We start from the raw sequence: 6,640 nt of genomic DNA, 5'->3' as shown, positions 1-6,640 counted from the left end.
TCACGGAACTTCCGCGCATGGCCGACTTCGCAACGGTGCTGGCCGCACTCGACACCGTCGCCGGATGGGACACCTTCGAGACCTACCGGGCCGCCGCGGAGACCAACACCAGTGACCTGATCGAGGCCAAGCCGTTCACCGCGGCGGTGGCCGCCTTCATCGAGTCCGCCGGCACCTGGACCGGCACCATCAGCCAACTCATGGACCTGGTCACGGTCCCCGACCCGCGCCCCAAGTCCTGGCCGGTCGACGCCACCCGGGCGTCCGGTCAGCTCAAGAGGGACGCGCCCGTGCTGCGCGCGATCGGGATCAGCTTCGCCGAAGCCGGACGCGGGCCCGCACCGCACCGCTCCCGCCTCTACCGGCTCGCCAGTGAGAACCACATCGACGGAGAACCCGACGGCGACCAGCGTCCACCGGGCGAACCGGCCCCCGGCGCGTCTGCGACCAGCGCAGACGCGCTCTTTACGGCCGGAGAAACCACACCAGCACCGCGAAACGCTACCGAATCAGCGTTCACCCCAGCGGTTCAGCGAAACCCCAGCTCATCCGGGGTGCGGGACGGTCGGGGCGCTATGGACACTGGCGCGGAACCACTCTCTATGGGAGACCACCCCGTGCCCGCGGAGAGCGGCCACTGCCGCACCTGCGGCGTGGCCTATGAGCGGGCCTACGCGACCGCCTACGGGCCGCACTGCTCGACATGCGCCATCAAACGCGGCCGGTACTGAGCCGCTCCCATGTCCACTTCTGTCGATTCATCGGCAGTTTCAGGGGGTGACGCACTCACTCTGCACACCCATAGATCAAGCGGCCCCGGGACCTACCGCCAAGCAGTTCCCCGGGGCCGCGCCCCTGTGAAAGGAGCACCACCCATCATGGCCGACCGCCCACCGGCCCGGCTCGACATCGTCCAAGTCCGCCTGGTCGGGCGCCCCGAGCACGTCGACCGCGTCCTGCACGCCATCACCGCCGCCCTGCCGGCCGCCGATGCGTCCCCGCACCGCCCCAGCCGCAAGAACCCCGCCCACGTCCTGGTCTATGTGGAGGTGTCCCCCGATGACTGATGCACCGAAGAACGCGCCTGGAAGCCATCTGGTCCTGCACACGAAGGAGAAGGCCGCCGCGATTCTCGGCGTGAGGGTGAGTTGGTTGGAGCGCCGGGCGGCGGAGCGCAAGGTCCCGTTCACGTTGCTCGGCGGCCGGTACATGTTCACGGACCTGCATCTCAAAGAGATCGTCGCCCTTTACGAACAGGGTCCGACCGGAAACACGGCCAAGCCGAAGCAGGACCTTCGTCGCCGTCGTCGCACCAGTACCCGGCCTCAGCCGACACGCGGGGGAGTAGCGCCGCTGGTACCGCGCCCGCGAGTCCGCGACGACCGCCACTGACCCGCTGGCGAACAAGACGATCCCCGAATCATTGGAGGTGGAATGGCATACGCGGAGAAGCGCGGCAACCTATGGCGTGCTCGTTGGCGCGGTCCGAACGGGCGCCTCGAATCAGAACCCGGATTCACCAGCAAGCGCGCTGCTGCGAAGTACGGGCGCGACCAGGAAGCGGCGATTCGCAACGACACTTACGTCGATCCCCGCAGCGGCCTGCTCAGGGTGACCGAATGGGCCAACACTTGGTTCGCGGCCCTGGACTTGGAGCGCACGACACTGGCCAACTACCGCTACCACCTGGAAAGCCATGTGCTCCCGGTCTTCGGCGAGCGTGAGCTCCGCTCCCTCACGCCCGAAGAGATCGCGATCTGGGAGAGGGAGCTCCAGGTCTCGCGGCGTACAGCTCGGGAAGCGCGCTCAGTCTTCACGACCATGCTCAACGACGCGATCCCGCGCTACATCAAGCTCAACCCGGCGGCGAGAAAACGCGGCAAGGGACGGAAAGGGCAGCGGCGGATCGACAGGGCCGTCCAGCGCACGGAGAAGGCGTGGGTATCGCCGTTCCAGGCCCTGCTGCTGGCGGAGCGGTGCGCTCTGCTGAGCGGTCATGACGACGACTTCGCCCTGGTGATCACGGCTGCCTACACGGCCGCTCGGTGGAGTGAACTCATGGGCCTGGCCCCCGAGAACGTCCGGCAGGGGGAACTCGACATCCACTGGAAGCTCTACGAACTCGATGGGCACTTCTACCGCGGACGGCCGAAGGACGGGTCGATGCGTACGGTCGACCTCCCGCCGTTCCTGTACCGCCTGTTGGAGAAGCACCTGCGGTCCACCGCGCCGCGAACGTGCCACTGCGGCCACCGCGAAGAGCCGTGGTGCGCGGGCCAGGACTACCTGTTCCTCACGGCTCAGGGAGGCCACCACCGCCGCTCTACCTACAGCGAGCGCACATTCCGCCCTGCTGCGGACGGGTGGTACCCCGAACGCGGAGGCAAGGTCCCGCGTCCGGCGCGACCGGTACTGGTCGACCTCGCCGGGCTGTGGCCGGGCCGTCCGGTGGCGCCGTGGCCGCCGGCGGTTCCCGGTGAGCCCTTCCATCCGCCGACCGGGCGCGGCCATGCCCGATTGGTGAGTGGGGGAGACGGGCGCGGCCGGTGCTCGCACTGCCGCCGCACACAGCTCCTTCGGCTCGACGGCACGCTCATCCGGCATGTCGGCTCTGGATCCACCTGCCCGGGCTCCGGAGAGCCGCCCGCTGCGGATGCCGTACTCGCCTCGTGGCTCCCGCTCCGCGCCGGGTTGACGCCGCACGGTCTCCGGCACAGCCACGAGCCGTGGATGGACGACGCAGCGATCCCCTACGTCCTTCAGTCGGAGCGGATGGGCCATGAGGTGCCCGGGATGCGGGGCACCTACGCCCACCCCACTCCGGATATGCGGCGCGCTCTCGTTGCGGCTCTGGAGCGCGTATGGACGAAGTCGCTGCGGGCGCGGAGGGCGATCTCCGAGCGTTCGGCCGTGCCCATCCTGGACGCGTTGCTCGCCGATTCCAAGGGGTCGTGAGGCGCGTTCGCTCCCACAGCGCTCCCAAAATCGGACATCGGGATGGGAGTGGGCGAGTCCTGCAAGTGAAAAGCCCTGGTCATCGCACACGATGACCAGGGCTTTTGTGTTGGGGTGAGTGACGGGACTTGAACCCGCGACTTCTTGGACCACAACCAAGTGCTCTACCGACTGAGCTACACCCACCATGAGCGCCGGGCGAGGTTCGCGTCGCCCGCGTTCATCCACGATTCTAGCGGTTCAGCCGACTGGTTCGCTCACCTTTTCTCCCCGGTGTGCTCGGGTGAGGTGAGGATCCCATTGCCGCCGTTCACGATGTCGGCGGCGATCGCCCGCGCAGTGGCGGTGTCGGGTCCGGGGGCGGTGGCGAACGCCGCGGCGCGGTAGTACCGCAACTCCTGGATGCTCTCGGTGATGTCGGCGAGCGCGCGGTGGCCGCCGTTCTTCTCCGGGCTGGCGTAGTACACCCGCGGGTACCAGCGGCGCAGCAGCTCCTTGATGCTGGAGACGTCGACCATGCGGTAGTGCAGGTGGTCGTCGATGCGCGGCATGTCGCGGGCGAGGAAGGTGCGGTCGGTGGCGATGGAGTTGCCGCACAGCGGCGCCTTCTTCGGCTCCGGCAGGTAGCGCCGGATGTGCTCCAGGACGGCGTCCTCGGCCTCCTGGAGGGTCACCCCTGCGTCGAGGACCTCCAGCAGCCCCGACGTGGTGTGCATCTGGGTGACGAACTCGCCCATCTGGTCGAGTGCGGCCTGCGGCGGTTTGACCACCACATCGATGCCGTCGTCGAGCTGGTTGAGTTCGCTATCGGTGATGAGGCAGGCGACCTCGATCAGCGCATCGTGGGCGAGGTCAAGCCCTGTCATCTCGCAGTCGATCCACACCAAGCTGTCGTTCATACGGGCCAGCTTAGGACTTTCCCGGCGCACAACCGCTGTTCGGCCCGCCAGCGGCCGCCGATGGCACGCCGGGAACGCGGGCGGGCCGGTGCGCGGCGCCGCGGCACGACCGCACCGGCCGCCGCACGCCGGGCGCCATAGCGTCTGCGCGGGGCCGTCAGAGGCTCCGGAGGATCGAGATGAAGTCGACGCTGCCGTTGATCTGGAGGTAGCCCATGACAGCGAGGACCGCCAGCACGATCAGCAGGAACATGAAGCAGCCCATGCACCCGCCGCAGCCGCCCTTCTTCTTCCTGGGCTGGGCCGGCGGGTAGGGCGCGGGCCCCCGCCCCCAGTTGGGGCCGGGTGCCGGAGGGTATCCGCCGCGGTTCGCGGGGGGTCCCCCTTGCGGGCCCGGGTAGCCCTGCGGCCCGGGGTACCCCTGGGCGGCGGGGGGCGGCGGCTGTCGGCGCTTGCCGCGCCGGCCGCCCTGCTGCTGCGGCGACGGGCCCTGCGGCGGCCCACCGGGACCACCGGGTCCACCGGGCCCGCCGTACGGGGCGTAGCCGCCTTGCTGCGGGTAGCCCTGCGGTCCGCCGGGTCCTTGGGCGCCCTGGAAGGGCGGGGGCTGGCCCGGGCCGGGCTGCGGGGGGTACGGCTGCTGCTGGGGCGGCGCGGGCGGCTGCTGCGGGAACGCCGGCTGCTGCGGCCCCGAGGGCGGCTGGTACGGCGGCGGGTACTGCGGCGGCTGCCCCCCGGCGGGGGAGGGGCCGCCGAGGGCCGACTGCCCGCCCGACGGCGCCTGGTACGGCTGCTGGGGGGCCTGCTGCCCGCCGGAGCCGCCCGGCGGCGGGAACGCGGCGCCGGGGGCCGGTGCGCCCGGCGTGCCCGGTGCACCGGCGGCGCCCGCTGCCGCGGCGCCGCCCTGGGCCGCCAGCTTCGCCGCCTGCTCCTTGCGCTCCTGCTCTTCCTTCGCCTGCTGCTCGGCGCGGCGCTTGGCGTCCTCCTCGGCCTTGACCCGCTGCTCCTCCTGGCGCTTCTTGCGGTCCTCGGCGAGTTCCGAGCGGTACTCCTGGAGGCCCTCCTTGAGGTTGCCGAAGAACTTGTTGAACTTGCCGCCGGCGCCGTCGTCCTGGGGTGCGTCGGGATCGCCGGCGCCCCCGGCACCGCCGGAGGCGGCGGCGAACATCGGGTCGTTGGGGTCGAAGACGGCCGTGCTCGGGGCGACCTGGGTGGAGTCGGGGGAGTCGAGGCCGGGGCTGCCCGTGAGGTCGTCGGTGCGGTCGGCGTCGCCGCCGGGCGCGGGCGGGGGCGTGAACCGCATGGTGGAACCCGCCGCGCCGCCGCCGCCCATGTCGGCGGTCGCCTCGTCGTCGTAGGTGGGGGACGGCGGGGCCGACGGCGTGAACCGCATGGTGGAACCCGCCGCGCCGCCGCCCATGTCGGCCGTCGGCTCGTCGTCGTCCGACCCGGCGGGGTGCCGCGACGGCGGGGGGTCGATGCGCATGGTGGAGTCCGCGCCGCCGGAGAGTCCGGCGCCGCCGGGGACGTCGGCGGTGGGTTCGTCGTCGGCGGAGCCGTACTGGCCGGGTGGTGCCATACGCGCCGTGGACGGCTCGATCCGGGAGGTGCTGGGCTCCTCGCGGGGTGGAGCGGGCTGCCGTGCGGGCGGGGGGTCGATGCGCATGGTGGAGTCGCCCGCGCCGCCGGTGAGCCCTGCGCCGCCGGGGACGTCGGCCGTGGGTTCGTCGTCGGCGGAGCCGTACTCGCCGGGTGGTGCCATACGCGCCGTCGACGGCTCGATCCGGGAGGTCGACGCGTCCTCGCCCGCTGACTGGTCGACGCGGATGGTGGCGTCGTCGGGCGACTGCTGCGCCTGATCGAGCGCGCCGCTGAGATCGGTGGTGGCCTCGTCATCGGCGCCGGGGCCGTTGCGCTGCGCCGGCGCGCCGCCGGAGAGCTCGGACAATGAGCGCACGTGCTGCGTCCACTCGTCGCCGTTCCACCACCGCAGGAGGTCGTTTCCACCGTGCGGATCCGCGTACCAGCCTGGCTCGATCGATCCACCCATGGCGCACAGACTATGGGGTTTGTCGACCGGGGAGGACCACGGACCCCCTCCGGAATTCGACCGGTATAGGCCGTTCAGGCGCGCCCCGAGACGGCGTAGGCGCGCGCCCCGCTGGTGCCGCGCACGGGATGCGGGATCGGGGGGTGCCGCGCGGTCTCCGTGCGGTACCGGGCCGGGGTGTGCGCGGTCGGCGGTTTCGGCCCGAGGAGGACCGCGGGGTCGATGGCGCCCGGCCCGCGTGCTGTGGACCCGGGGACCTGGGAGTACCCGAAGTGACCGCCGAGGGCCCACAGGCGCCCGCCGTCTTTGGGGGCCGGGGCGCCGGGGTCGGCGGAGGGCGGGCCGGGCGGCCAGGAGCGCGGCACCCGCCAGCTGTCGAGCCAGTCGAGGATGCGGGTGATCCCGGTGAGGGGGCCGTCGGTGAACGGCAGCGTGGTGTAGGCGACGACCGCCACGGTGACACACACCCTGCCCTCGCGTGAGCGGTCTGTGCCCTCGAAGGTCAACCGCCACGGCGCCGCGGCGGTGGCCGGCAGCAGTTGCGCCACCTCGCCGGTGAGCGGGTTCCACACCAGATGGGTGGCGAGCCCCTGGGTGTCGAGCCGGTGGGCGACGGCCTGCGCCGAGTCGAGGGCTGGATCGGAATCGGTGGTCAGCCAGACGGCGCGCGGCGCGCCGCCCTGGAGTGCACCGCCGGCTAGCCGGGAGCGGACCCGTCTTGTGTCCGGCATCCACG

The 6,640-nt window shown here is 71.7% G+C and carries 6 protein-coding genes, 1 tRNA gene and 1 pseudogene; 4 read left to right on the top strand and 4 right to left on the bottom strand.

The features are described from left to right. From CLV63_RS16880 to CLV63_RS16870, 4 genes and pseudogenes are all read left to right on the top strand, one after another. Window positions 1-731: pseudogene (locus tag CLV63_RS16880) on the top strand (ATP-binding protein); the annotation flags it as partial. A gap of 147 nt (window positions 732-878) precedes the next feature. Further along, complete coding sequence (locus tag CLV63_RS16875; RefSeq protein WP_106583984.1) at window positions 879-1,067, top strand: hypothetical protein; 189 nt, start codon at window positions 879-881, stop codon at window positions 1,065-1,067. After that, window positions 1,060-1,392: a hypothetical protein gene (locus tag CLV63_RS33220; protein WP_146165579.1), complete on the top strand. Its 333-nt coding sequence runs from the start codon at window positions 1,060-1,062 to the stop codon at window positions 1,390-1,392. The genes CLV63_RS16875 and CLV63_RS33220 overlap by 8 nt, the downstream gene beginning before the upstream one ends. Window positions 1,393-1,434: 42 nt before the next feature. Then, the gene (locus CLV63_RS16870) at window positions 1,435-2,955 is read left to right on the top strand and encodes a site-specific integrase (RefSeq protein ID WP_106583982.1); all 1,521 of its coding nucleotides are present in this window, start codon (window positions 1,435-1,437) and stop codon (window positions 2,953-2,955) included. 110 nt (window positions 2,956-3,065) lie between these two features. On the opposite strand, the gene CLV63_RS16865 is transcribed toward CLV63_RS16870, so the two are convergent. The 4 genes from CLV63_RS16865 to CLV63_RS16850 form a co-directional block, all read right to left on the bottom strand. Continuing rightward, window positions 3,066-3,141, bottom strand: a tRNA-His gene (locus tag CLV63_RS16865). A gap of 71 nt (window positions 3,142-3,212) precedes the next feature. After that, on the bottom strand, window positions 3,213-3,854 hold the full coding sequence (gene orn, locus CLV63_RS16860; RefSeq protein WP_106583979.1) for an oligoribonuclease: 642 nt from the start codon (window positions 3,852-3,854) through the stop codon (window positions 3,213-3,215). A 157-nt stretch (window positions 3,855-4,011) separates the two neighbouring features. Next, window positions 4,012-5,904, bottom strand: a complete 1,893-nt coding sequence (locus tag CLV63_RS16855; RefSeq protein WP_106583977.1) for a DUF2510 domain-containing protein — start codon at window positions 5,902-5,904, stop codon at window positions 4,012-4,014. Window positions 5,905-5,978: 74 nt separating this feature from the next. Beyond that, window positions 5,979-6,635, bottom strand: a complete 657-nt coding sequence (locus tag CLV63_RS16850) for a hypothetical protein (protein WP_106583975.1) — start codon at window positions 6,633-6,635, stop codon at window positions 5,979-5,981. Between the last annotated feature and the right edge of the window lie 5 nt (window positions 6,636-6,640).

The sequence above is a fragment of the Murinocardiopsis flavida genome, from assembly GCF_003014485.1.
Lineage (GTDB): Bacteria > Actinomycetota > Actinomycetes > Streptosporangiales > Streptosporangiaceae > Murinocardiopsis > Murinocardiopsis flavida.
Note: the sequence above shows the minus strand (reverse complement) of the source record. Positions and strands in the feature narration are given on the sequence as shown.